Raw genomic sequence first — 21,118 nt, forward strand, 5'->3', positions numbered from 1 at the left:
ACTCTTGTTCAACTCGGCGAACCATTCGCCTGAAAATTCGTTGCGTTCAAAGACTCGTGGCTACGACGTCTTGAAGTTGGCTTTCTTCAGCAGCGACTCGTACTGCTGCGACATCATGTAGTTCTGCACCTGGGCCATGAAGTCCATCGTCACGACCACGATGATCAGCAAGGACGTGCCACCGAAATAGAAGGGCACGTTGTACTTGAGGATCAGGAACTCCGGCAGCAGGCAGACGAAGGTGATGTACACCGCGCCGGCCAAGGTCAGGCGAACCAGGATCTTGTCGATGTAGCGCGCGGTCTGGTCACCCGGGCGAATGCCGGGAATGAACGCACCGCTCTTCTTCAGGTTGTCGGCCGTTTCGCGGCTGTTGAAAACCAGGGCCGTGTAGAAGAAGCAGAAGAACACGATCGCGGCGGCGTACAGCAGCACGTAGATCGGCTGCCCCGGCTGCAGGGCGCTCGCGATGTCCTTGATCCAGCGCATGCTTTCGCCGGTGCTGAACCAGCCCACCACCGTGGTCGGCAGCAGGATGATCGACGAGGCGAAGATCGGCGGGATCACGCCGGCCATGTTCAGCTTCAGGGGCAGGTGCGACGACTGACCGCCGTAGACCTTGTTGCCGACCTGTCGCCGCGCATAGTTCACGAGGATCTTGCGCTGGCCGCGTTCCACGAACACCACGAAGTAGGTCACCAGCACGACCACCGCGATGATGAACAGCGCGATGATCGGGTTCATCGCCCCTGTCGACACCAGCGATGCCAGGCCGCCGATGGCGTTCGGCAGGCCGGCCGCGATGCCCGCGAAGATCAGGATCGAGATCCCGTTGCCGAGACCGCGCTCGGTGATCTGCTCGCCGAGCCACATCAGGAACATCGAGCCGGCCGTGAGGCTGACCATGGCCGTGATGCGGAAGCCGAAGCCGGGCGAGATGACCAGGCCGGCCGAGGATTCGAGCGCGACCGCGATGCTGAAGGACTGGAACAGGGCCAGTGCCAGGGCACCGTAGCGGGTGTACTGCGTGATCTTGCGACGACCGGCCTCGCCTTCCTTCTTCAGTTGCTCGAAGGTCGGCACCACGTAGGTCATCAGTTGCATGATGATCGACGCGGAGATGTACGGCATGATGCCCAACGCGAACACGGTGAAGCGCGACAGCGCCCCGCCCGAGAACATGTTGAACAGGCTCAAGATACCGCCCTGCTGACCTTGGAACAGCTGCGCCAGTTGGTCCGGGTTGATGCCCGGCACCGGAATGTGGGCTCCGATGCGATAGACCACGAGCGCGAGCAGCAAAAAGACCAGCCGGCGACGCAGGTCGCCGAACTTGCCTGTTTTTGCGAGCGTTGCCGCGTTGGTTGCCACGAAGAGCTTCTTTCAGTCCGGGTGGTTAGGCGACGCTGCCGCCGGCGGCTTCGATCGCTGCCTTGGCGCCTGCGGTCGCACCGATGCCCGTCAGCTTGACGGCCTTGGTCAGCTCGCCGGTCTTGATGACCTTGACGACCTTGGCGATCTGGCCCACGAGGCCGGCTTGCTTCAGCGCCAGCAGGTCCACTTCGGCCAGGCCGAGCTGCTCGAGGGCGCCCAGCGTGACTTCGGCGTTGTACTTGAGCGATTGCGACTTGAAGCCACGCTTCGGCAGGCGGCGCTGCAGCGGCATCTGACCGCCTTCGAAGCCCACCTTGTGGAAACCGCCCGCACGCGACTTCTGACCCTTGTGACCGCGACCCGCGGTCTTGCCGAGGCCGGAGCCGATGCCGCGACCGACACGGCGCTTTGCATGCTTGGCGCCGTCGGCCGGCTTGATGCCATTGAGTTCCATATGCGTCTCTCTCGGTGGCTCTGCTTAGAGCACTTTGACCAGATAACTGATCTTGTTGATCATGCCGCGCACTGCGGGCGTGTCCTGCAGCTCGCTCACGCTGTTGAGCTTGCGCAGGCCCAGGCCGCGCACGGTGGCGCGATGCGATTCCTTGGTGCCGATCGGGCTCTTGACCAATTGCACCTTGACGGTTTGTTGTTGCGTCGTCATGTTGCTGCTCCGGTTCAGGCGAAGAGTTCTTCGACGGTCAGGCCGCGCTTGGCAGCGACTTCTGACGCGGTCGTCGAATTCTTCAGGCCGTCCAGGGTGGCGCGGACCATGTTGTAGGGGTTCGACGAACCGTGGCTCTTGGCCACGATGTCGGTGATGCCCATCACTTCGAACACGGCGCGCATCGGGCCGCCGGCGATGATGCCGGTACCCTTGGGAGCCGGGATCATGACCACCGAAGCGGCGCCGTGATGGCCCGTCACGCGGTGATGCAGCGTGCCGTTCTTGATCGAGATCTTCGCCAGGTTGCGGCGGGCTTCTTCCATCGCCTTCTGCACGGCGGCGGGCACTTCCTTCGACTTGCCCTTGCCCATGCCGACGCGGCCGTCGCCGTCACCGACCACGGTGAGTGCTGCGAAACCGAGGATACGACCACCCTTCACCACCTTGGTGACGCGGTTGATCGCGATCATCTTCTCGCGCAGACCGTCCTCGGGGCCTTCGTTCTGCGTTCTTGCCTGAATCTTTGCCATTTTGAATCTCGTGTCCGGTTAGAACTGCAGGCCGGCTTCGCGGGCCGCTTCGGCCAGCGCCTTGACGCGGCCGTGGTAGGCGAAACCTGCGCGGTCGAAGGCGACCTTCTCGACGCCGGCAGCCTTCGCCTTTTCAGCGATGCGCTTGCCGATGGCGGTGGCCGCGGCAGCGGTGGCACCCTTGCCCGAAGCGCCCAGTGCGGTGCGCATTTCGGCTTCGGCCGTCGATGCGCTGGCAATCACCTTGGAGCCGTCGTCGGAGATGACGGTGGCGTAGATGTGCAGGTTGGTGCGGTTCACCGTCAGGCGCGCCACGCCTTGCGTCGCAATGCGGATGCGGGTCTGGCGCGAGCGGCGAAGGCGCTGTGCTTTTTTGGTCAACATCATTTTGCTGCCCCTTATTTCTTCTTGGTCTCTTTGATCGTGATCTTCTCGTCCGAATAACGGATGCCCTTGCCCTTGTAGGGCTCTGGCGGACGAATAGCACGGATCTCAGCGGCGACCTGGCCGACGCGTTGGCGATCGGCACCCTTGATGATGATTTCGGTCGGGGTCGGCGTTGCCACCGTGATGCCTTGCGGCATGTCCTTGTTGACCGGGTGCGAGTAGCCGACCTGGAGGTTCAGCTTGGAACCCTGCGCGGCAGCCTTGAAGCCGACGCCGACCAGGTTGAGCTTCTTCTCGAAGCCCTTGGTCACACCGACCACCATGTTGTTCACCAGCTGGCGCAGCGTGCCGCTCATCGCATTCGCTTCACGCGAATCGTTGGCGGGCTCGAAGCTCAGCTTGCCGTCGTTGCTGACGACCTTCACCAGGGCGTTGCGGGGCAGGTTGAGCGAACCGCCCGTGCCCTTGACGCTGATCTGGTCTTCCTTGATCGACACATCCACGCCTGCGGGGATGGCGACCGGCATTTTTCCTACTCGGGACATTTCAGTGACTCCTCGATGTCTCGGTTAGGCGACGTAGCACAGCACTTCGCCACCGACACCGGTAGCGCGCGCCTTGCGGTCGGTCATCACGCCCTTGGGGGTCGTGACGATGGCGACGCCGAGGCCGTTCTGGACTTGCGGGATGGCTTGGGCGGCCTTGTAGACGCGCAGGCCGGGGCGGCTCACACGCTCGATGCGCTCGATGACCGGGCGGCCAGCGTAGTACTTCAGCGTGATGACGAGTTCGGACTTGCCGTCCTCGGTCTTGACTTGGAAACCGTCGATGTAGCCCTCGTCCTTCAGGACCTGCGAGATCGCGATCTTCACCTTGGAAGACGGGACCGACACAGTGGGCTTCGCCACCATCTGCGCGTTACGGATACGCGTCAGCAGGTCGGCAATGGGATCACTCATGCTCATGTTGTTTGCTCCTGCCTGGCTTACCAGCTGGCCTTGGTGACACCGGGGATGTCGCCATTGAAAGCCAGTTCGCGGATCTTGGCGCGGCCCAGACCGAATTGACGGAAGGTGCCACGCGGACGACCGGTGATTGCGCAACGGTTGCGCTGGCGCGTCGGGTTCGCGTTGCGCGGGAGCTTCTGCAGGCCCAGGCGGGCAGCAGCGCGCTCTTCGTCGCTCTTCTTGAAGTCGTTGGCGATCGCCTTCAGTTCGGCGTGCTTCGCGGCGTACTTGGCGACTAGGTTGTCGCGCTTGAGTTCGCGTTGGATCAAAGATGCTTTAGCCACAGGTCGCCTCAGTTCTTGAACGGGAAACGGAAGCCAGCGAGAAGCGCCTTGGCTTCTTCGTCGGTCTTGGCCGTCGTCGTGATGCTGATATTGAGACCGCGCAGGGCATCGACCTTGTCGTATTCGATCTCGGGGAAAATGATCTGCTCTTTCACGCCGATGTTGTAGTTGCCGCGGCCATCGAAGGCACGGCCCGAAATACCGCGGAAGTCACGCACGCGCGGCAGGGCCACGGTCACGAAACGATCGAGGAATTCGTACATCTGGACGCCACGCAGCGTGACCATGCAGCCGATCGGCTGGTTCTCGCGGATCTTGAAACCGGCGATGGCCTTCTTCGACTTGGTGACCACGGGCTTCTGGCCGGCGATCTTGGTCAGGTCGGCGACGGCGTTGTCGAGGACCTTCTTGTCGGCGACTGCCTCACCCACGCCCATGTTGAGCGTGATCTTGGTCAGGCGCGGAACCTGCATCGGCGAGGTGTAGCCGAACTTTTCGGTCAGGTCTTTCGCGATCTTTTCGCGATAGTGTTGTTGGAGACGTGCCATGTGAGTACTCCTTAGGCCAGCTTGATTTCTTCGCCGCTGGACTTGAAGACGCGCACGCGCTTGCCGTCCGTGACCTTGATGCCCACGCGATCGGCCTTGCCGGTCGCGGCATTGAAGATCGCCACGTTGGATTGATGAATCGGCATGGCCTTCTCGACGATGCCACCGGTCGTGCCCTTGAGGGGGTTCGGCTTGGTGTGCTTCTTGACGAGGTTGATGCCGTCGATGACCAGATGGGAGTCATCCTTGCGCAGCGACACCGTGCCGCGCTTGCCCTTGTCGCGCCCGGCCAACACAATGACCTGGTCGCCTTTGCGAATCTTGTTCATGGCGTTGTTGTCCTTACAGAACTTCGGGTGCCAGCGACACGATCTTCATGAACTTCTCGGTGCGCAGTTCGCGCGTGACCGGTCCGAAGATGCGGGTGCCGATGGGCTCCAGCTTGGCATTGAGCAACACGGCGGCGTTGCCATCGAATTTGACGAGCGAGCCGTCGGCGCGACGGATGCCCTTGGCGGTGCGAACCACCACTGCACTGTAGATCTCGCCCTTCTTGACGCGACCGCGAGGAGCAGCTTCCTTGATGCTGACCTTGATGACGTCGCCCACGCTGGCATAACGCCGCTTGGAACCGCCGAGCACCTTGATACACAGGACGGACTTCGCGCCTGTGTTGTCGGCCACATCGAGCCGAGATTCAGTTTGGATCATGTCGTGATATTCCCAACTTGTACCGTTTGCTGGTTCGGACGATTCCGATTGAGCAGCACTGCGGTCAGTCTTGGGCCCGTCGTCCACGCACCGAAACCACTCCGGCGCGCTTCCTTTGGGCTGAAACTGCAAACTTTGCAGAAACGCTCGCCTTTAAAAGCGAAGCCCGCGATTGTTGCATAGTCCAGACGGCCCGTCAACACCCCCCGTTGGAACCGGGGCCGCGGCCCGTAGACTTGCGGCGTGCCAGCCCGACGCCCCGTGCCTTTATCGCGCCGCCGCCTGCTGGTGGCGGGGATGGCTGCCGCCGTGGCAGCCTGCCGCAGCGGGGTGGCCGAGCGGCAGACCGTGCCGGAAGGCCAGCCGCTGCGCCTGCTGGCCGAGGCTCGCTGGCCGCACCGGCTGAACTACGAAGGCAGCATCGTTAGCGGCCTGTCCGGGATCGATTACGACCCTTTGACAGGTGAGTACTTGCTTCTGAGCGATGACCGATCCGACCTGGCCCCGGCCCGTTTCTACAGCGCCAGTTGGGCCTCCCCAAGCCGCGAAGCCCCACGCGCGACGGGCGTCACGCTATTGCGCCAATCCGACGGCGCGCCCTGGCCGGCCCGCCGCGCGGCGAGCCCGGGCATCCCGGTGGTCGACCCGGAGGCCATCCGCTGGCGCCCCGACACCGGCACGGTGCTCTGGACCAGCGAGGGCGACGTCGTGCGAGGCTTCGGCCCTGCCCTCTACGAGTCGCGGCGTGACGGCACGTTGGTGCGCGAGATCGCGCTGCCGCCGATGTTCGCCGCCGACCGCGGCGGCCAGCGCGGCCCCCGGGACAACCTCGGCCTGGAAGGCCTGGCCTTGACGCCGGACGGCCGCGACGCCTGGGTCGCCATGGAGAACGCGATGATCCAGGACGGCCCGGTGCCGAGCTTGCGCGCCCCGGGCGGCCCCTGCCGATTCACCCGGATCGACCTGGCGAGCGGCCAGGCCCGGCGCCAGATCGCCTACCAGCCCGACGCGATCCCGCTGCGGCCGCTGCTGCCCGGCACCTACGCCGACAACGGCGTCAGCGAGGTGCTGATGATCGACGCCCACCGCATGCTGGTGCTCGAGCGCGCCTATGCGACGGGCATCGGGAATTCGCTGCGGCTCTACGAGATCGACACCCGCGAAGCCAGCGACACCCTGGCTCTCGATGCGCTGTCGCCGGACAATCACCGCCCGGCGCCGAAAAGGCGGGTGGCGGACTTCGCCACGCTCGGCCTCTCGCGCCTCGACAATACCGAGGGGCTCTGCTGGGGCCCCGATCTGCCCGACGGCCGACGCATGCTGGTTGCACTGAGCGACGACAATTTCAATCCGCAGCAGGTCACCCAGTTCGCCGCCTTCGAATTCACGGACAAATCATGAACATCGCAGTCACCTTCCTGCCCCGCCAGGAGCCGGCCCCCCTGCCGCCGATCGCCTTCATCGGCGGCGGCAACATGGCCAGCGCAGTCATCGCCGGTCTCATCCGGCAGGACACGCCGGCCGCCACTTTCGAAGTGGTCGAGCCCTTCGCCGAGGCCCGTGAGCGCCTGGCGCGCGACTTCGGCATCGTCGCCCAGGCCGAGGCCGGCCCGGCCCTGGCACGCTGCGAAGTCATCGTCTGGGCGGTCAAGCCGCAGCACTTCGCCGAGGCCACGAAACCGGTGCGCGGGCTGGCACCCGACGCCCTGCATGTCAGCGTCGCCGCCGGCATCCCGTCCGACAGCATCGCCCGCTGGCTCGGCACCGAACGGGTGGTGCGCGCCATGCCCAACACGCCGGCACTGGTCGGCCGGGGCATGACCGGACTGTTCGCGCGCAGCGCCGTCGATGCCGCGGGCCGCAAGCGGGTCGAACAGGTGCTGGGCCCCACCGGCGAACTGCTCTGGGTCGATGCCGAGGCGGCGCTCGACGCGGTCACCGCGATTTCCGGCTCCGGGCCCGCCTACGTGTTCTATTTCATCGAGGCCTTGACCGAGGCCGGCATCGAGCTCGGCCTGACACCGGAACAGGCCCACCAGCTTGCGGTCGGCACCTTCTCGGGCGCGACGGCGCTGGCTGCCGGCGCCAGCGAACCGCCGGCGGTGCTGCGCGATCGCGTGACCTCCAAGGGCGGCACCACCTATGCGGCGATCACGGCGATGGAAAACGCCGACCTGGCCGGCAAGTTCAAGGCCGCGGTCCACGCGGCCCATCGCCGCGCCGGCGAACTGGCCGCCGAATTCGGAGCATAGGCTCACCCCCAGGTTGCCCGGCACTTCGTGTCCGGGCGCCCACCCCCTACCGGGGGCGCAGTCAGCGGCCCGGCGAAGCCGGTTCCGCGACTGCCCACCAACAGGCGTGCGCTTCGCGCCGCCAAGAAGCAAGAGCACCGTCAGTTTCACGGCCGGCGCAGCCAGGCCCGTTGGTGAAACACCGCGGATCTGGCTTTGCCAGGCCGCTGGTGTTGCCCCCGGCAGGGGGTGGGCAGCTACACGAAGTGAGCCAACCTGGGGGCGAGCTCAAACCCCGCGGCGACGCCGGCGAAGACCGTGAAGCCGAGCCAGTGGTTGAGGCGGAAGGCCTTGAAGCAGCCCTCGCGCGTGCGGTCCCGGATCAGGCGCCAGTGCCAGAGCGCCTGGCCCGCCGCCGCGGCGATCGCCAGGTAGAAGACCGGGCCGAGGCCCCTGCCGGCGCCGACCGCGGTCCACACCACGAGGAACATCGCGTAGCAGGCCATCACGATCGCGACGTCCAGACGCCCGAAGGTGATCGCCGAGGTCTTCATCCCGATGCGCAGGTCGTCGTCGCGGTCGACCATGGCGTATTCGGTGTCGTAGGCCAGCACCCAGAACAGGTTGCCCGCGAGCAGCCACCAGGCCAGCGCCGGCACCTCGGCGCGCACCGCCGCGAAAGCCATCGGGATGCCGAAGCTGAAGGCGATGCCAAGAACCGCCTGCGGGATCGAGACGAAGCGCTTGGCGTAGGGATAGACCAGCGTCACGGCCAGCGCCACGAAGGACCACAGCACCGTCACGAGGTTGGTGCTAAGCACCAGCGCGAAGGCGGCCAGCGCGAGCACCGCACCCACCGCCAGCGCCTCCTTCACCGAGATCGCGCCGCTGGTGACCGGCCGCTGCGCGGTGCGCTTGACATGGCGGTCGAACTCGCGATCGGCGACATCGTTGATGCAGCAGCCCGCGCTGCGCATCAGGATGGTGCCGAGCACGAAGACGACCAGCAGGTGCCAGCCCGGCCAGCCGCCGGCGGCGAACCAGAGCGCGCCCAGGGTCGGCCAGAGCAGCAGCAGCCAGCCCGCCGGGCGGTTCCAGCGGATCAGGTCGAGCCACAGCGCGATCCGTGAACGCCCGGGCATCATCGACACGGGGTGGGCCACTGCCAGCGAGTCACTCTTCGAGCAGGGAGCGCAGCATCCAGGCCGTTTGATCGTGCACGGTGCAGCGGGCGGTCAGCATGTCGGCGGTCGGATCGTCGCCGGCTTCCTCGGCCACCGGGATGAACGCGCGCGCGATGCGCGACACGGTCTCGTGGCCCTTGACCAGGATTCGCACCATCTCCATCGCCCTGGGCGGCGTCTGCGGCACGTCGGGCACGGTGGCGATCTTGCTGAACTCGGCGTAGGAGCCCGGCGCGTAGTGGCCCAGGGCGCGGATGCGCTCGGCGATGACGTCGGTCGCGCCCCACAGCTCGGTGTACTGGCCCATGAACATCGCGTGCAGCGAATTGAAGTGCGGGCCGGTCACGTTCCAGTGGAAATTGTGGGTGGTCAGGTAGAGCGTGTAGGTATCGGCCAGCACACGGCTCAGGCCCTCGGCGATGGCGGCGCGGTCCTGCCGATCGATGCCGATGTTGATGATCGGCGCGCTGCGGCTGCCCGATTCCTCGGCGACCTTGACGCCCCCCTTCTTCGGCACCTTGCCGGCGGAGGGTGCTGGCGCGGGCGTGGCGGGCGACTTCGGCTTCTTGATGACTTTGGCCATGGCGACAGGTTCTTTCTACAGGAGGGTTGACGGCAGCAAACAGGGGCCAGCGGAGAGGGCCGCTTCGCAACAGCCGCACTCTATCGCAGGACGTCAGGACAGACGCCTGACGCCTGGCAGTTCGCAAGCATAGATCGCGTTGCGCAGGGCTGCGATCGCCTCGTAGCGCGTGAAGCTGCGGCGCCAGGCCAGCACCACGCGGCGTGTCGGCGGCTCGCCGCCATGGATGTCACGCACCGGCAGGTAGCGCACGATCTGCTCGACCTCCTTGCGCCCCTTGGTGCGCGGCTTGAGCGCCTCGGCCGGCACCGACAGCCGCGGCACCAGCGTCACGCCCATGCCCGAAGCCACCATGTGCTTGATGGTCTCGAGCGAGGAGCCCTCGAAGCTCTTGCGAATACCTTCGGCATTGCTCGAGAAGCGCGCGAACTCGGGGCACACCTCGAGCACGTGGTCGCGGAAGCAGTGGCCGGTGCCGAGCAGCAGCATGGTTTCCTTCTTGAGCTCGTCGGAGCTCACCGACTCGCGATCGGCCAGCGGATGGTGCGCCGGCAGCGCGGCCATGAAGGGCTCGTCGTAGAGCGAGGCGACCGCCAGGCCGGTGTCGGGAAAGGGCTCGGCCATGATCGCGCAATCGATCTCGCCGGCGCGCAGCATCTCGAGCAGCTTGACGGTGAAGTTCTCCTGCAGCACCAGCGGCATCTGCGGCGTGCGGGCGATGTTCTGGCGCACCAGGTCGGGCAGCAGGTAGGGGCCGATGGTGTAGATGACGCCGAGGTTCAACGGCCCGGACAGCGGGTCCTTGCCGCGCTTGGCGATCTCCTTGATGCTGGCCGCCTGGTCGAGCACGCTCTGCGCCTGCTGCACGATCTGCTCGCCCAGCGGCGTCACCGTGACTTCGCCGGCGCTGCGCTCGAAGAGCTTGACCTCGAGCTCGTCCTCGAGCTTCTTGATCGCCACCGACAGCGTGGGCTGCGAGACGTAGCAGGCCTCGGCGGCCTTGCCGAAGTGGCGCTCGCGGGCGACAGCGACGATGTATTTGAGTTCCGTTAACGTCATAGTTTTCGTCAATTATTGCTCGCCCCCAGGTTGCCCCGCACTTCGTGTCGGGGCGCCCACCCCCTGCCGGGGGCAACACCGGCGGCCCGGCGGAGCCGGTTCCGCGGTGTTTCACCAACCGGCCTGGCTGCGCCGCCTTGGGGTCAGGCCTTGAGGTATTCGGCCTTGCTCCCGAGCCAGCGGTCCACATGTCTGGCGGCGAGTTCGGGATGCCGATCGAGCATCTGCGGCGCCAGCGCGCGGGCCCAGTCGAGCAGCATGACGTCGGTGCTGAGATCGGCGAAGCGCAGCAGCGGCGCGCCCGACTGGCGGGCGCCGAGGAATTCGCCGGGGCCGCGGATCTCGAGGTCGCGGCGCGCGATCTCGAAGCCGTCGCTGGTCTCGGCCATGGCCTTGAGCCGCGCCCGCGCGGTCTCGCCGACCCGGCCGCCTTCGTTCGGCGCGTACAGCAGCACGCAGGCCGAGGCCGCGGCGCCGCGGCCGACGCGGCCGCGCAGCTGGTGCAACTGCGAGAGCCCGAAGCGCTCGGCATGCTCGATCACCATCAGCGAGGCGTTGGGCACGTCGACCCCGACCTCGATGACCGTGGTGCTGACCAGCACCTGCAGCTTGTTGGCCGTGAAGCTTTCCATCACCGCCTGCTTCTCGGCGGTCGGCATGCGCGAATGCAGCAGGCCGACGCCGACCTGGTCGCCCAGCGCATCGGCCAGTTCGTCGCGGGTCTCCGTGGCGTTGCGCAGGTCGACCGCCTCGCTCTCCTCGATCAGCGGACAGACCCAGTAGACCTGCCGGCCCTGCTGCAGCTGGGCCTGGATCCGGTCGATGACCTCGTCGCGGCGGTGCTCGGCCACCAGCTTGGTGACGATCGGCGTGCGGCCCGGCGGCAGCTCGTCGAGCGTGGAGACGTCGAGGTCGGCGTAGTAGCTCATGGCCAGGGTGCGCGGGATCGGGGTTGCGCTCATCATCAGCAGGTGCGGTTCGAGCTCGCCGACGGCCTTGCCGCGCAGGGCCAGGCGCTGGGCCACACCGAAGCGATGCTGCTCGTCGATGATCGCCAGCGCGAGCTTCCTGAAGCGCACTTTCTCGGAGATCACCGCGTGGGTGCCGATCACCAGCGCCGCCTCGCCGCTCTCGACCGCGGCCGACATCGCGTCGCGCTCCTTCTTCTTCTGGCTGCCCGTGAGCCAGGCCACGCGCAGGCCCCGCTCGGCCAGCAGCGGATCGAGCCAGCCGACCAGCTTGCCGAAATGCTGGGCCGCCAGGATCTCGGTCGGCGCCATCAGCGCGCACTGGTGGCCGGCGTCGATGCAGCGCGCCGCCGCCAGCGCCGCCACCACGGTCTTGCCGGAGCCGACGTCGCCTTGCAGCAGCCGGTGCATCGGCAGCGCGCGCGCCAGGTCGCGCGTGATCTCCTCGCCGACGCGCTGCTGCGCGCCGGTCAGGGCGAAGGGCAGCGCGGCCAGCAGCTCGCGATGCAGCGAAGCGCCGTAGACCGCGGCGTCCAGCACCGGCGCCCGCTGCGCCGCCCGCGCGCGCCGCGCCTGCAGCTGCGACAGCTGCTGCGCCAGCAGTTCGTCGGCCTTCAGCCGCTGCCAGGCCGGATGGCTGTGATCCTCGAGCGTGGCCATCGAGACATCGGGCGCAGGATAGTGCAGGAAGCTCAGCGCCCGGCGCAACCCCCAGGCACCGTGCGGCGTGGCGCCCGCCGGCAGGGTCTCGTCGAGCACCGCCCGCGCCAGGCCGCTGCGCACCTCGCGCCGCAGCACCGGCTGGGCCAGCCCGGCGATGGTCGAATAGACCGGCGTCAGCGCCTCCGGCAGCTGGGTGCCGGCGGCCTTCACGGCCGGATGCATCATCTGCCGCCCGATGAAGCCGCCGCGCACCTCGCCGCGCACCCGCACCCGGGCGCCGACGGCCAGCTGCTTCTGCTGCGAGGGGTAGAAATTGAAGAAGCGCAGCTGGCAGGTGTCGCTGCCGTCGTCCACCGTCACGATCAGCTGGCGCCGCGGCCGGAACACCACCTCGCACTCGGTCACCACGGCTTCGATCTGCGCCATCTCGCCGTCCCGCACGTCGGCCAGCCGCACGATGCGGGTCTCGTCCTCGTAGCGCATCGGCAGGTAGAGCGCGAAATCGATGTCGCGCACCAGGCCGAGCTTGCGCAACGCCCGCTGGACCACGCTGAGCCCGGTGCCGGGCGCAGGCGCGGCAACGGGCTTTTCGGCGGACAGGGGCTTGGACTCGGCGGGCATGGGACAATTCTGCCCGGCTCCTCGCCTCCCTCTTTCCCATGCCTCCTTGGCACGGGCCCGTCCGGCCCTCAAGCACCATGCGCGCCTTCACGCTTTCCGATTTCGATTTCGACCTGCCGCCCGACCTGGTGGCCCAGCATCCCGCCGCCGAACGCAGCGCCTCGCGCCTGCTCGACGGCACCGGCCCCGCACCGGTCGACCGCATCTTCAACCAGCTGCCTTCGCTGCTGCGGCCCGGCGACCTGCTGGTGTTCAACGACACGCGCGTGGTCAAGGCGCGGCTTTTCGGCGAGAAGCCCACCGGCGGCAAGCTCGAGCTGCTGGTCGAGCGCGTGCTGCAGGGCCCCGAGGTGGTGGCGCACATGAAGGTCAGCAAGAAGCCGCCGATCGGCACCACGCTGGCGATGACCGGGGGCTTCACGGCCACGCTGCTGGGCCGCTGGCCCGAGGAGGACGGCGCGCTGTTCCGCTTCCGCTTCGACAGCCCGGCGGGCGAAGACCCGTACGCGCTGATGGCGCGCTGCGGCCACGTGCCGCTGCCGCCCTACATCGCGCACACCGATTCGGCCGACGACGAGCGCCGCTACCAGACCGTGTTCGCGCGCGTGCCCGGCGCGGTGGCGGCGCCGACCGCAGCGCTGCATTTCGACGACGTGCTGCTGTCCGAACTCGAGGCCCGCGGCGTGCGGCGCGCCAGCGTCACGCTGCACGTGGGCGCCGGCACCTTCCAGCCCGTGAAGACCGAGAACATCGCCGCGCACACCATGCATGCCGAGCGCTACGAGGTGCCCGAGGCGACCCAGCGCGCCATCGCCGAGTGCAAGGCGCGCGGCGGCCGCGTGATCGCGGTCGGCACGACCACCGTGCGCACGCTCGAGAGCTGGGCCAAGAGCGGCGAGGCCAGCGGCGACACCCGCATCTTCATCACGCCGGGCTTCGCGTTTGCTCACGTCGACCTGCTGGTCACCAACTTCCACCTGCCCAAGAGCACGCTGATGATGCTGGTCAGCGCCTTCGCGGGCTACGAACACGCGATGGCGCTCTACGCCCACGCGATCCGCGAGCGCTACCGCTTCTTCAGCTACGGCGACGCCATGCTGCTTGCACGAACCCCTGTCACATCATGCTGAACTTCGATCTCCTCGCCACCGACCCGCAAAGCCATGCGCGCCGCGGCACGCTCACGCTGAACCACGGCGTGGTGCAGACCCCGATCTTCATGCCCGTGGGCACCTACGGCACGGTCAAGGGCGTGATGCCGCGCAGCCTGCACGAGATGGGCGCCCAGATCATCCTGGGCAACACCTTCCACCTGTGGATGCGGCCCGGCCTCGACGTCATGGCGGCCTTCGGCGGCCTGCACCCCTTCGAGAAGTGGGACAAGCCGATCCTCACCGACTCGGGTGGCTTCCAGGTCTGGTCGCTCGGCGCGATGCGCAAGATCAGCGAGGAAGGCGTGAAATTCGCATCGCCGGTCAACGGCGACAAGCTCTTCCTCACGCCCGAGGTCTCGATGCAGATCCAGACCCTCCTCAACAGCGACATCGTGATGCAGTTCGACGAGTGCACGCCCTACGACGTCGACGGTCACGTGACGACCGAGGCCGAAGCCCGCCAGTCAATGGCGCTCAGCCTGCGCTGGGCGAAGCGTTGCCAGGCGGAGTTCTCGAGGCTCGAGAACCCGAATGCGCTGTTCGGCATCGTCCAGGGCGGCATGTTCGAGAACCTGCGCGAGGAATCGCTCGCGCAGCTGGTCGAGATGGACTTTCCGGGCTACGCGATCGGCGGCGTCAGCGTCGGCGAGCCCAAGGACGAGATGCTGCGCATCATGGGCCACACGCCGCACCGGCTGCCGGCCCACAAGCCGCGCTACCTGATGGGCGTCGGCACGCCCGAGGACCTGGTCGAAGGCGTGGCGCAGGGCGTCGACATGTTCGACTGCGTGATGCCGACCCGCAACGCGCGCAACGGCACCTTGTTCTCACGCTACGGCGACCTCAAGATGCGCAACGCCCGCCACAAGAGCGACCCGCAGCCGATCGATGCCAGCTGCAGCTGCCACGCCTGTGCCGGCGCCTCGGGCGTGCCGTGGGAAGCGGGCGGGCGCGACGGCTTCAGCCGCGCCTACCTGCATCACCTCGACCGCTGCGGCGAGATGCTCGGCCCGATGCTGACCACCATCCACAACCTGCACTACTACCTGAACCTGATGCGCGAGATCCGCGACGCGCTCGACGCCGGAAGCTTTGCCGAATTCCGCGCCCGCTTCAAGGCTGATCGGGCGCGCGGCATCTAGGCCGAGCGCAGCGACCAGGACCCCGAGAGGGTCTCGCCCGGGGCCAGCACCGCACCGCCGATCTCGGTCGGCCCGTGCCGATCCGAGAGATTGATCGCGTCGGTGCACTGGCTCACCGGTTCGGCGCAGAAATGGCCGCCGCCGCGCGGGCAGTACAAGACGAAGAAGTCCAGTGGCGAATCGGCCGCCAGCACCAGCGTGCGCCCGGCATCGGGCCACTCGATGCGGGCCTCGCGCTGCCAGCCCGTAAAGTTGTTGTCGAGGTCGAGTTCCGACAACGCAACGCCCTCGCGCAGCCGCGCCACCTCGGCAGTCGGCTCGAGCGCCACCGGCATCACCTCGGCATCGGCGCGCCACATGGCGGCGGTGGCGGTCCGAAGCCGCGTCCCGGGACGGTGCGGAAAGTACGGGTGGTGGCCGATGCCGGCGGGCATCGGCGCCGTGTCGCGGTTGGTCAGCGCCAGCGTGCAGCGAAGCCCCGACCGATCGAGCTCGAAACGCTGCGTCGCCTCGAAGGCCCAGGGCCATTGACCGTCGGCCTCGAAGGCCAGCGCGAGGCGGGCCTGCGCCGGCCCGGACTCGGCCACCTGCCAGGGCCGGAGCCATCCGAGACCGTGCAGCGCATGCTTGCCGGACGGCCGCGCCGGGTGCGTGGCGGCGATCGCGATGTCGCGGCCGGCAAACCGCGCGCGGCTGTCACGGATGCGGTTGCACCACGGCAGCAGCGGAAAGCTGCCCATCGCGAAGGGATCGCCCCGCGCCAGGTCCTCGGCGGAGGCCGGCCGCAGCCAATCGAGCCGCTCGCCGCCGCGCTGCTCGTGCAGGACCGCGATGGCGCCGCCGACCCGCGGGGCCAGCAGCAGGCGCATCGGGCCGGCTGCGAGTTCGACCAGTCCTTCCGGGCCGGCTGGGTGGGTGAGGTCTGCGCTCATTCGATTGGCATCCCGTCAGGTGTTGCAAACGCGCGCATTCTCGTTCACACGGGTGGCGAGCGACACGGCGGACGGTCAGAATTTGCGCATGAACTCATCGACCTCCCCTGCCCCCTCCGCCATCTACCCATCGCTGGCCGGACGCACCGTCTTCATCTCCGGCGGCGCCTCCGGCATCGGCGAGAGCCTGGTGCGCGCCTTCCATGCGCAGGGCGCACGGGTCGGCTTCTGCGACCTCGACGCCGCGGCCGGCACGGCGCTGGCGCAGCAGCTGGGCGGCGGCAACGCGCCGCTGTTCCAGGCCTGCGATGTCACCGACGTGGCCGCGCTGGCCGCCACGATCGCCGCGGTGCGCGCGCGCTTCGGGCCGATCCAGGTGCTGCTCAACAACGCCGCCAACGACCGCCGGCACCAGATGGCCGACGTCACGAGCGAGGACTTCGACCGTCTCGTGGCGGTCAACTTCAAGCACCAGTTCTTCGCTGCCCAGGCGGTGGCCGACGACATGCGCGCGCTCGGCGGCGGCTCGATCATCAACTTCGGCTCGATCAGCTGGATGATCAAGGGCGCCGGCTATCCGGTCTACCAGGCCTGCAAGTCGGCCGCGCGCGGGCTCACGCGCTCGCTGGCGCGCGACCTCGGCAAGGCCAACATCCGGGTCAACGCGATCGTGCCGGGCTGGGTCATGACCGAGCGCCAGCTGCGGCTCTGGGTCAAGCCCGAATCGGCCGCCGAGATCGACGCGGCCCAGTGCCTGCCGGGCCGCGTGATGGCCGAGGACATCGCCAGCATGGCCTTGTTCCTCGCCGCCGACGATTCGAAGATGTGCACCGCCCAGGACTACGTGGTGGACGCCGGCTGGACCTGAAGCGGCCCCGGCAACGGCGCGCGGGGCGCAGCACCTGGATCCGCCGCCGTGCCGCAGGCATGGCAGAACTTGGCGAAGGCGCTCTTGCGCGCATCGCAGGCACGGCAATGGTCGAACAGGCCGATGCCGCAGTGCGGACAGAAGTCGATCTCGGTGTTCTTGAGGTCCACCGGGCGCTCGCAGCCCGGGCAGACGCTCTTGGACAGCCGTGCCAATGCCGTGTCGTAGCTCAGCTCGTTGCGGCGCACCGTCTCGGGCTGCGCCTCGGCCAGTTTCTGCCGCGCCAGGTAGCGGTTGAGCGCCAGGATGGCGTAGCGCCCGACCAGCACCGTCAGCACGATGCCCACGACATAGCGAACGTAGCCGCCGTAGCTCGGCAGGTAGGGCACGAGTTCGACGAAGAAGGCGAACAGCGCGAAGTAGATGAAGCCCCAGACGAAGGGCCACCAGGTGCTCTTGCGCTTCTTCGCGAACAGCCAGCCGGCGATCACCAGCAGCGGCAGTGTGAGCGCCAGCCGGTACAGGAACACCCGCAACTCGACCTTGCGGTTCTCGGCATCGAGCCGCTTGCGCGCCGCCTCCTCGAGCACCAGCAGCTGCTGTTGCGCCCGCTGGCGCGACTGCCGGGCGTCGAGCGCGATCTGCCGCTGCGCCACCACGTTGCGCTCGGCCTCGTCCTCCTTCGCCTTCAGGGCATCGAGGGCCCGGGTGCGGGCGATCAACTCGGTGTCCTGATCGGGCTGGGCGGTGGCGCGGCGGGTGGCGAGCCAGTTGCCGAAGGTCTCGCGCGCCGCCCGGCTGGCCTGCTGCGCGGTGACCAGCTTGAGATCGGCCTGCTCGCGCTCGCGCGCGGCCTGCTGCTCGCTGCGCTCGGCATCGCGCACCGTGTGGCGCAACGGGTCGGCCGCCGCCCGGTCGATGAAATCGTCGAGCTCGATCCGGTGCTCGACCCGCGGCAGGTCGCCGACGATCGTGCTACCGAGCCCGACCAGGAAGCCAGCGAACACAATCGCCACCCCCCAGAGGCCGCGGCGAAACCACTTTTCGGACAGGCGCAGTGCCTTGCTCATTGCATTCTTCCTCTCGGGACGTTGTGTTGCTTGCCGGCGGCCGATTCTGGACGACCGCGGGGCCGGCTTCGGGATTCATCGGGAACACGAACACGCCGGCCACGATCACGGTCGCGGCCACCAGGCCCGTCTGCAGCACCACCTTCATCACATGCTGCGGATGGGACACGCGCTCCCGGTACTCGCGCTCGTAGGGGCCGAAATTGGTGGGCTCGCGCTTCACCACGAATTCCCGGCCTGCGGCAGCACGCGGCCCATGGCCGGGGGCATCGACGCGCTGACGATGGCCTCGCCCTGCAGGGAGGCTGCGGCCGGCGCGACGATACGGGTGCACGCGGCACAGGCCGCGACCAGAAACGTGAGCAGGTACTGCTTCATGGGATCCTCTCGTCCAGGAAGTGAAAGTGCGCGGATCATGGTCCGCCCCTTCGCCGCCCGAAGCGCATTCGTGTCGTGGTCGCGGTACCCTGCGCCGCCGGTATCGCTACTTGATACCAAGCGGCGTCCGGCGGCCCGCCAGCAGGTCCGCGCGCGTGAAGGGCCGCTCGATCCCGGCCAGCCGCACGGCGATCACTTCGAGCAGGCCCTGGGTCGGCGCCGGCGTGCCGGGCCGAAGGAAGAACATCGGGGTGGCCAGGCTCAGCAGCACCAGCGTCCAGCTGACGCGCGGATGCGGCAGCCGGTGCTGCCACCAGAGGAAAGTGGCGCTGACCACCATGCCGAGGGCATAGCCGGCGACCACCTCCGACAGCGAATGGGCATCGAGCGCCAGCCGGGTGAGGCCGATGAAGGCGGCGAGCAGCCATCCGAAGACCGCCGCCGCGACCCGCACGGGATGCTCCCAGCGCGAGACGGCCAGCCAGCAGGCCACCGGCCAGACGCTGGCAGCGATCGCCGTATGGCCGCTGAAGCCGGTGAAGTCGAGCCTGGCGCTGCCGATGCCCCAGCCGAGGAAGGCGATCTTGGAGCTGGCGATCAGGCTGCCGCCGAAACCGAACAGCAGGATCCACAGCAGCGCCAGCGGTCGGGTGTGACTGCGGATGCCGAGCCAGACCGCGATCCAGAGCGCAGCGGGCAGCAGGAAGCCGCTGTCGCCCAGCCAGGTGAGCACGTGCAGGATCTCGCGGGGGCTGGGCATCGGCCGGACGGACCTCAGGTGCCGAGGAGCACGCTCACGCGCCGCTGCAGGGTCTCGGGTTGCACTTCGGCGCGGGGCATCGCACAGCCGACGCGGAGCCCCACGCGGCTGAAGAAGCCGCGCCGGAACGGCCGCACCATGGCGACGTTCTGGCCGTCGCGCGCCTCGATCCGGCTGAAGTACGACCCCCACAGGTTGGTCAGCGCCATCGGAACCACCGGCGGCTCGATGCCGCCGGCGCGGGCGGCATCGAGGATCTTCATCACGCCGCCCTTGAAGGGCTGCAGGCTGCCGTCGCGGGTGATCGCGCCCTCGGGAAAGATGGCGAGCAGATCGCCGTCGCGCAGCACCTGGGCGGCGTCGGCGAAGGCCTGTTCGTAGGCGGCCGGGTCCTCTTTCTGCGGCGCGATCGGGATCGCCTTGGCCAGCCGGAACAGCCCGCCGAGCACCGGCACGCGGAAGATCCGATGGTCCATGATGAAGCGGATCGGGCGCGGGCTGGCGGCCATCAGCAGCACCGCGTCGATGAAGCTCACATGGTTGCAGACCAGCACCGCCGGCCCGTCGGCCGGAATGTGCTCCTGGCCCCGGATGTCGAAGCGGTAGACGAAGTGCGACAGCACCCAGGCCACGAAGCGCAGCAGGTATTCGGGCACCAGCATGAAGATGTAGAAAGCGACCAACGCGTTGGCGATGCCGGTGAACAGGAAGATCTGGGGAATCGTGAAGTCCCCCTTCAGCAACGCCCCGGCGATGACCGAGCTGGCGATCATGAAGAGCGCATTCAGAATGTTGTTGGCCGCGATGATACGGGCCCGGTGGGTGGGCTGGCTGCGCATCTGGATCAGCGCGTACATCGGCACGCTGTAGAGCCCGGCAAACAGCGACAGCAGGCCCAGGTCGGCCATCACGCGCCAGTGCGCCGGCTGGGCCGTGAACGCGCCCAGCCCCAGCTGCGCCCCGGCCGGCAGCCCGCGCGAGGCGAAGTACAGGTCGATCGCGAAGACGCTCATGCCGATCGCGCCCAGCGGCACCAGGCCGATCTCGACCTGGCGCCGGCTCAGCGTCTCGCACAGCAGCGAGCCGGCGCCGATGCCGACCGAGAACACCACCAGCAGCAGCGAAGCCACCTGCTCGTCGCCATGCAGCACCTCCTTCGCGAAGCTCGGGAACTGGGCCAGGAAGACGGCGCCGAAGAACCACATCCACGAGATGCCCAGCAGCGAGCGAAACACCACCACGTTGCCATGCGCGAGCTTCAGGTTGCGCCAGGTCTCGCTGACCGGGTTCCAGTTGATCGCCAGGCCCGGGTCGGTGGCCGGGGCCGGCGGGATCGCCTGCGCCACCGCGCGTCCGGCCAGGGCCAGCAGCAGGCAGGCGACGGCCACGGTGGCATGGCCGACCTGCGGCAAGGCCACCAGAAGGCCGCCCGCGACCTGGCCCAGCAAGATGGCGACGAAAGTGCCCATCTCGACCATGCCGTTGCCGCCGGTGAGCTCGCGCGGCGCCAGCACCTGCGGCAGGTAGGCGAACTTGACCGGACCGAACAGGGTGGAGTGCAGCCCCATCAGGAACACGCAGCCGAGCAGCACCGCCGCGTCGGCCCGCAGGAAGCCCCAGGCGGCGATCGCCATGATCGCGATCTCCAGGTTCTTGACGAAGCGGATCATCTTCGTCTTGTCCTGCTTGTCGGTGAGTTGCCCGGCGGTGGCCGAGAACAACAGGAAGGGCAGGATGAACAGCGCGCCGATCGCCAGCCCCGCCATCGCCGGAGGCATCCAGTTCAGCTGCAGCTGGTAGGTCACCATCACCGTGAAGGCGAACTTGAACAGGTTGTCGTTGGCTGCGCCGGCGAACTGGGTCCAGAAGAAGGGCGCGAAGCGCCGCTGCCGCAGCAGCGTGAACTGGTTGGCGTGCGACGGCCCCTCGGGCTGGCTGGCGGATGCGGCTTCGGTGGTGGGTGTCGTCATTCGGGGGGGGGGCGGCGGACGGGGGCT

25 protein-coding genes are annotated in these 21,118 nt (G+C 67.9%); 5 read left to right on the plus strand and 20 right to left on the minus strand.

The window, feature by feature from the left end:
* Positions 1 to 60: 60 nt before the first annotated feature.
* The 11 genes from secY to rplN are packed head-to-tail and all read right to left on the minus strand — an operon-like array spanning position 61 to position 5,508.
* Entirely contained in the window at positions 61 to 1,371 is a 1,311-nt protein-coding gene (gene secY, locus AC1D2E_RS13070) for a preprotein translocase subunit SecY (protein ID WP_478113432.1), read from the minus strand.
* 25 nt (positions 1,372 to 1,396) lie between these two features.
* Positions 1,397 to 1,828 carry a 50S ribosomal protein L15 gene (gene rplO, locus AC1D2E_RS13075; protein WP_478197797.1) on the minus strand — a complete coding sequence of 144 codons (432 nt, stop codon included), beginning with the start codon at positions 1,826 to 1,828 and terminating at the stop codon, positions 1,397 to 1,399.
* Positions 1,829 to 1,852: 24 nt separating this feature from the next.
* Positions 1,853 to 2,038, minus strand: a complete 186-nt coding sequence (gene rpmD, locus AC1D2E_RS13080; RefSeq protein WP_286606142.1) for a 50S ribosomal protein L30 — start codon at positions 2,036 to 2,038, stop codon at positions 1,853 to 1,855.
* Positions 2,039 to 2,052: 14 nt separating this feature from the next.
* Positions 2,053 to 2,571, minus strand: coding sequence for a 30S ribosomal protein S5 (gene rpsE, locus AC1D2E_RS13085; RefSeq protein WP_028250822.1), 519 nt, complete (start codon positions 2,569 to 2,571; stop codon positions 2,053 to 2,055).
* An 18-nt stretch (positions 2,572 to 2,589) separates the two neighbouring features.
* Complete coding sequence (rplR, locus tag AC1D2E_RS13090) at positions 2,590 to 2,955, minus strand: 50S ribosomal protein L18 (protein WP_286522277.1); 366 nt, start codon at positions 2,953 to 2,955, stop codon at positions 2,590 to 2,592.
* A 14-nt stretch (positions 2,956 to 2,969) separates the two neighbouring features.
* Positions 2,970 to 3,503 (minus strand): 50S ribosomal protein L6, encoded by a 534-nt coding sequence (gene rplF / locus AC1D2E_RS13095; protein ID WP_478197798.1) that lies wholly within the window; start codon positions 3,501 to 3,503, stop codon positions 2,970 to 2,972.
* 24 nt (positions 3,504 to 3,527) lie between these two features.
* The gene (gene rpsH, locus AC1D2E_RS13100; RefSeq protein WP_478119242.1) at positions 3,528 to 3,923 is read right to left on the minus strand and encodes a 30S ribosomal protein S8; all 396 of its coding nucleotides are present in this window, start codon (positions 3,921 to 3,923) and stop codon (positions 3,528 to 3,530) included.
* A 20-nt stretch (positions 3,924 to 3,943) separates the two neighbouring features.
* Positions 3,944 to 4,249, minus strand: a complete 306-nt coding sequence (gene rpsN, locus AC1D2E_RS13105) for a 30S ribosomal protein S14 (protein ID WP_478170872.1) — start codon at positions 4,247 to 4,249, stop codon at positions 3,944 to 3,946.
* A gap of 8 nt (positions 4,250 to 4,257) precedes the next feature.
* Positions 4,258 to 4,797 (minus strand): 50S ribosomal protein L5, encoded by a 540-nt coding sequence (rplE, locus tag AC1D2E_RS13110; protein ID WP_286371087.1) that lies wholly within the window; start codon positions 4,795 to 4,797, stop codon positions 4,258 to 4,260.
* An 11-nt stretch (positions 4,798 to 4,808) separates the two neighbouring features.
* Complete coding sequence (rplX, locus tag AC1D2E_RS13115; RefSeq protein ID WP_478119241.1) at positions 4,809 to 5,126, minus strand: 50S ribosomal protein L24; 318 nt, start codon at positions 5,124 to 5,126, stop codon at positions 4,809 to 4,811.
* A gap of 13 nt (positions 5,127 to 5,139) precedes the next feature.
* Complete coding sequence (gene rplN, locus AC1D2E_RS13120; protein ID WP_068674584.1) at positions 5,140 to 5,508, minus strand: 50S ribosomal protein L14; 369 nt, start codon at positions 5,506 to 5,508, stop codon at positions 5,140 to 5,142.
* A 297-nt stretch (positions 5,509 to 5,805) separates the two neighbouring features.
* On the opposite strand from rplN, the gene AC1D2E_RS13125 reads away from it, so the two are divergent.
* Positions 5,806 to 6,909 carry an esterase-like activity of phytase family protein gene (locus AC1D2E_RS13125; protein WP_478197812.1) on the plus strand — a complete coding sequence of 368 codons (1,104 nt, stop codon included), beginning with the start codon at positions 5,806 to 5,808 and terminating at the stop codon, positions 6,907 to 6,909.
* On the plus strand, positions 6,906 to 7,760 hold the full coding sequence (gene proC, locus AC1D2E_RS13130) for a pyrroline-5-carboxylate reductase (RefSeq protein ID WP_478197799.1): 855 nt from the start codon (positions 6,906 to 6,908) through the stop codon (positions 7,758 to 7,760). Before AC1D2E_RS13125 ends, proC begins: the two co-directional genes overlap by 4 nt.
* A 236-nt stretch (positions 7,761 to 7,996) precedes the next feature.
* On the opposite strand, the gene ubiA is transcribed toward proC, so the two are convergent.
* The 4 genes from ubiA to recG all read right to left on the minus strand — a co-directional run bounded on the left by ubiA (position 7,997) and on the right by recG (position 12,817).
* Entirely contained in the window at positions 7,997 to 8,884 is an 888-nt protein-coding gene (ubiA, locus tag AC1D2E_RS13135) for a 4-hydroxybenzoate octaprenyltransferase (protein ID WP_478197813.1), read from the minus strand.
* Positions 8,885 to 8,912: 28 nt separating this feature from the next.
* Positions 8,913 to 9,506: a Dps family protein gene (locus AC1D2E_RS13140; protein WP_478170869.1), complete on the minus strand. Its 594-nt coding sequence runs from the start codon at positions 9,504 to 9,506 to the stop codon at positions 8,913 to 8,915.
* Between the two features lie 93 nt (positions 9,507 to 9,599).
* Positions 9,600 to 10,565, minus strand: a complete 966-nt coding sequence (locus AC1D2E_RS13145; RefSeq protein ID WP_478170868.1) for a LysR substrate-binding domain-containing protein — start codon at positions 10,563 to 10,565, stop codon at positions 9,600 to 9,602.
* A gap of 143 nt (positions 10,566 to 10,708) precedes the next feature.
* Positions 10,709 to 12,817, minus strand: a complete 2,109-nt coding sequence (gene recG, locus AC1D2E_RS13150; protein ID WP_478197800.1) for an ATP-dependent DNA helicase RecG — start codon at positions 12,815 to 12,817, stop codon at positions 10,709 to 10,711.
* Positions 12,818 to 12,894: 77 nt separating this feature from the next.
* On the opposite strand from recG, the gene queA reads away from it, so the two are divergent.
* On the plus strand, positions 12,895 to 13,947 hold the full coding sequence (queA, locus tag AC1D2E_RS13155; protein WP_478197801.1) for a tRNA preQ1(34) S-adenosylmethionine ribosyltransferase-isomerase QueA: 1,053 nt from the start codon (positions 12,895 to 12,897) through the stop codon (positions 13,945 to 13,947).
* Positions 13,941 to 15,113 (plus strand): tRNA guanosine(34) transglycosylase Tgt, encoded by a 1,173-nt coding sequence (gene tgt, locus AC1D2E_RS13160; protein WP_478197802.1) that lies wholly within the window; start codon positions 13,941 to 13,943, stop codon positions 15,111 to 15,113. Before queA ends, tgt begins: the two co-directional genes overlap by 7 nt.
* Here tgt and AC1D2E_RS13165 read toward each other — a convergent pair.
* Positions 15,110 to 16,045 carry an aldose 1-epimerase gene (locus AC1D2E_RS13165; protein ID WP_478197803.1) on the minus strand — a complete coding sequence of 312 codons (936 nt, stop codon included), beginning with the start codon at positions 16,043 to 16,045 and terminating at the stop codon, positions 15,110 to 15,112. The genes tgt and AC1D2E_RS13165 overlap by 4 nt on opposite strands.
* A gap of 88 nt (positions 16,046 to 16,133) precedes the next feature.
* Here AC1D2E_RS13165 and AC1D2E_RS13170 point away from each other — a divergent pair, with 88 nt between their 5' ends.
* On the plus strand, positions 16,134 to 16,913 hold the full coding sequence (locus AC1D2E_RS13170) for an SDR family NAD(P)-dependent oxidoreductase (RefSeq protein WP_478197804.1): 780 nt from the start codon (positions 16,134 to 16,136) through the stop codon (positions 16,911 to 16,913).
* Here the strand turns inward: AC1D2E_RS13170 and AC1D2E_RS13175 are convergent.
* From AC1D2E_RS13175 to AC1D2E_RS13190, 4 genes are all read right to left on the minus strand, one after another.
* The gene (locus AC1D2E_RS13175) at positions 16,886 to 17,983 is read right to left on the minus strand and encodes a serine endopeptidase (protein ID WP_478170862.1); all 1,098 of its coding nucleotides are present in this window, start codon (positions 17,981 to 17,983) and stop codon (positions 16,886 to 16,888) included. The two genes, AC1D2E_RS13170 and AC1D2E_RS13175, sit on opposite strands and share 28 nt — an antisense overlap.
* Before the next feature lie 219 nt (positions 17,984 to 18,202).
* Complete coding sequence (locus AC1D2E_RS13180; protein ID WP_478197805.1) at positions 18,203 to 18,361, minus strand: hypothetical protein; 159 nt, start codon at positions 18,359 to 18,361, stop codon at positions 18,203 to 18,205.
* Positions 18,362 to 18,467: 106 nt separating this feature from the next.
* Positions 18,468 to 19,121, minus strand: a complete 654-nt coding sequence (locus AC1D2E_RS13185) for a phosphatase PAP2 family protein (protein ID WP_478197806.1) — start codon at positions 19,119 to 19,121, stop codon at positions 18,468 to 18,470.
* 14 nt (positions 19,122 to 19,135) lie between these two features.
* Positions 19,136 to 21,091 carry an MFS transporter gene (locus tag AC1D2E_RS13190; RefSeq protein ID WP_478197807.1) on the minus strand — a complete coding sequence of 652 codons (1,956 nt, stop codon included), beginning with the start codon at positions 21,089 to 21,091 and terminating at the stop codon, positions 19,136 to 19,138.
* Positions 21,092 to 21,118 lie beyond the last annotated feature (27 nt).

It is taken from the genome of Variovorax sp. P1_H2, from assembly GCF_056405295.1.